This is a genomic window from Streptococcus oralis (genome assembly GCF_001075875.1).
Taxonomy (GTDB): Bacteria; Bacillota; Bacilli; order Lactobacillales; family Streptococcaceae; genus Streptococcus; species Streptococcus oralis_I.
Genome location: NZ_JUOS01000153.1, coordinates 1 through 2982, shown reverse-complemented (window position 1 = coordinate 2982; position 2982 = coordinate 1). Strand labels below are relative to the sequence as shown.

Here is a 2982-nt window from a genome sequence, read left to right as displayed (position 1 = left end):
CTAAAATCAGCTATATTTCAACATTTTTGTTTATTTTCAATATGAAAAGTTCTTACAAATCCATGTAGGGGGCATCTAAACAACAGGAAAAAGCCTTGATTTATAAGGCTTTTTTGCTTGTCATTTTGTTTTTTGTACCAAAAAGTTTATATTCACAAAATAAGCGACTCTCATCAAAGACTCGCTATTTATCTAACACCTCGATTTAATAGAAAAAAACACCTCACGGTGATTACTTATTATCAATCGTCAAACACTCCGCCTGTGAGTTGGTACATGAGGTAAATGTGTTCCAAGGTTTTTAGCTTATCCATATGATCCACATCTTTTACGCCTCCCAAGGCTAGTAAAGGAACAAAACCGAAACATTGGTTATAAGACAAGGGACCATGTTTTAACACAGCCTGTCTATATAAATCCAATTCAAAGTTATCAGTCACATATGAGTTATCTAAATACTGAAGAAAATATTTCAGGCTCTTGATAATAATGTCGCAGTCTTGAAGATTTTATTTTACAATACCAACAAATTCATTCTCTTCCCAAGTAATAATATCTCCAAAGGCTGTTACGAACATCGGAAAAAGAAGTAAGGAACTATTCATAATAATAGCCGTAGCAAATCTTTGCATTTTTGTCTTATCTTTTTTAAGATAGTACTATTAAAAAAAGAAAAGGTGAAAATCATGGAAACATATACGCTTGCAAATGGGGTTGCTATTCCTAAAATTGGTTTTGGAACTTGGCAAATTGCTGAAGGCGAAGAAGCCTATAACAGCGTTAGCTTCGCACTTAAGGCGGGTTACACACATATTGATACCGCACAAATTTACGGTAACGAGGTTTCTGTAGGTAAGGCGATTGCTGATAGTGATTTGGCACGTGAGGATATTTTCCTAACTACCAAACTTTGGAATGATAAGCACGATTACGAGTTGGCTAAGACTTCTATCGATGAGTCTCTCGAAAGACTTGGTGTGGATTATTTGGATCTTTTGCTTATCCATTGGCCTAATCCAAAGGCGCTTCGTGAGAATGATGCTTGGAAGTCTGGTAATGCAGGCGCTTGGAAGGCAATGGAAGAAGCCTACAAAGAAGGTAAGGTGCGTGCTATCGGTGTGTCTAACTTTATGCAACATCACCTAGAAGCTCTTCTTGAAACAGCTGAAATTGTGCCACATGTCAATCAAATCCTCTTGGCTCCAGGTTGTGACCAAAAAGACTTAGTTGCCTATTGCCAAGAGCGCGATATCCTTCTTGAAGCCTATAGTCCACTAGGTACAGGTGGTATTTTTGGAAATGAAGATGTTGAAGCAGTGGCTGAACGTAACGGTAAATCTGTGGCACAAGTTGCTCTGCGTTGGAGCCTTCAAAAAGGTTTCTTGCCACTACCTAAGTCTGTGACACCTAAAAATATAAAAGCTAACTTGGATATCTTCGGCTTCGACTTATCAGAGGAAGATATGGCGGTCTTGGATAAGATTCAAGGCATCAAAACTCAGGATGATCCTGACAAAGTTAATTTTTAATAGGATTTTAATCAACTCGTCAGGGTTGCTTTTTCAAGTAAATGACAAAAGAAGTCAAGATTTTGACAATTCGCGCCACATGAAATTATTTAAGCATATCCTTTTCTTTCATTACCATTTTCTGTTATAATGTATTGTATTTCTAAAGTAGAAAGGTATTAATATGACAACTCTTATTAAGCATAAACGTGTAGAATTTTCAGAACTATTTTATGACCTAGTGTTTGTTTTTGCAATTTCAAAAGCAACTGCTTTAATTCACCCTCTTCATAGCGGTGTTGTGGCTTGGGATTCTTTACTTGATTTCTTCATCTCTGTCATGGTTATCATCAATTCCTGGATGATTCAAACCATTTATACCAATCGCTATGGAACAAACTCGTTATTTAACATGGTAATCATGTTTATCAACATGGGACTTATGCTCTTTATGTCCAATATGATTGGATACAATTGGCAACAATGGTTCTATTATACCTGTTGGGCTGTTGGTACATTGACCCTTACCTTATTTTTTCAATATTTGGTTGAATTTTTTAGAAAATCAACCGATAATACTGATCGGGAAAGTATCAAAGGTTTTCTATGGTTAACAGGTCTAGGAAGTTTAGGAGTCTATCTGGCAGCTCTTTTTCCTATTTACGTTGGAGTCTATATCTTTATTGCTAGTATTCTGCTAACATTTATTGTGCCAATTTTCTTGATTACTAAAGATGAGCATTTCCAGGTAAATCTTCCCCATTTAATCGAGCGCGTCTCCCTTCTTGTGATTATTACGTTTGGAGAGATGGTTGTTGGGCTAGCTAGCTTCTTTACAGTCGAGAATTTCTCGATTTATTCGGTTCTCAATTTCGTTATCATGCTTTCCCTGTTCTTGTTTTATTTTGGCGAATTTGACCATGCTATTGATGAAGGATCTAGTCAAAAGGGATTATTTGTAATTTATAGTCACTATCCTATTTTCATCGGGCTTATGTTGATGACAGTTTCGATGGGTTATCTCCTGAATCCCGAGGCTAATCTTCTCGTTGCAATCAGCTTCTTTTATATCGGAATTGGCCTCTTCCAAGCTGCTGTCCTAGCAAATGGGCCCTATAACAAAAACTATCTTCGCTATCCGAGAAGTTACTACTGTGCTCAAGCGACACTCTATCTGGCTGCCTTGATTCTCTCTTTGCTTTTCGCTTCTAATCCTATAACAGTGTTGAGTATTGCAACCATTTTTACTCTAGCTATAGCCATTCATTTTATTTATTTTTATGTGACACAGAATAAAAAATATTCCAAATCTAACTGGGGGTTCTTTTAATGAGTTTATAGCATTAAAAAAGCCTTGGTTTTCCAAGGCTTTTTTTTCATTAATTTGTTTTTCCATTTTATCCTCCGATTTGAACTCGCACTGACATTTATTTATAACAAAACTATATATCTAGAATAGCATAATCATTAGGTA

General features: G+C 36.2%; 2 protein-coding genes and 1 pseudogene. 2 read left to right on the top strand and 1 reads right to left on the bottom strand.

Annotated elements, in window-relative coordinates; genetic code table 11:
* Positions 1–242: 242 nt before the first annotated feature.
* Positions 243–584 (bottom strand): annotated as a pseudogene (locus tag ADM33_RS08550) (T6SS immunity protein Tdi1 domain-containing protein); the annotation flags it as partial.
* Positions 585–686: 102 nt separating this feature from the next.
* Here ADM33_RS08550 and ADM33_RS08545 point away from each other — a divergent pair.
* Both ADM33_RS08545 and ADM33_RS08540 read left to right on the top strand, forming a co-directional pair.
* The gene (locus tag ADM33_RS08545; protein ID WP_006152895.1) at positions 687–1529 is read left to right on the top strand and encodes an aldo/keto reductase; all 843 of its coding nucleotides are present in this window, start codon (positions 687–689) and stop codon (positions 1527–1529) included.
* Positions 1530–1692: 163 nt separating this feature from the next.
* A complete protein-coding gene (locus tag ADM33_RS08540; RefSeq protein ID WP_000209242.1) occupies positions 1693–2838 on the top strand; it encodes a low temperature requirement protein A in 1146 nt (381 codons plus the stop codon).
* The last annotated feature ends 144 nt before the right edge of the window (positions 2839–2982 follow it).

What these genes read in the sequence shown, in the direction of transcription:
- ADM33_RS08545 (WP_006152895.1), top strand. Translation starts at nt 687, where the DNA reads ATGGAAACATATACGCTTGCAAATGGGGTTGCTATTCCTAAAATTGGT.
- ADM33_RS08540 (WP_000209242.1), top strand. Translation starts at nt 1,693, where the DNA reads ATGACAACTCTTATTAAGCATAAACGTGTAGAATTTTCAGAACTATTT.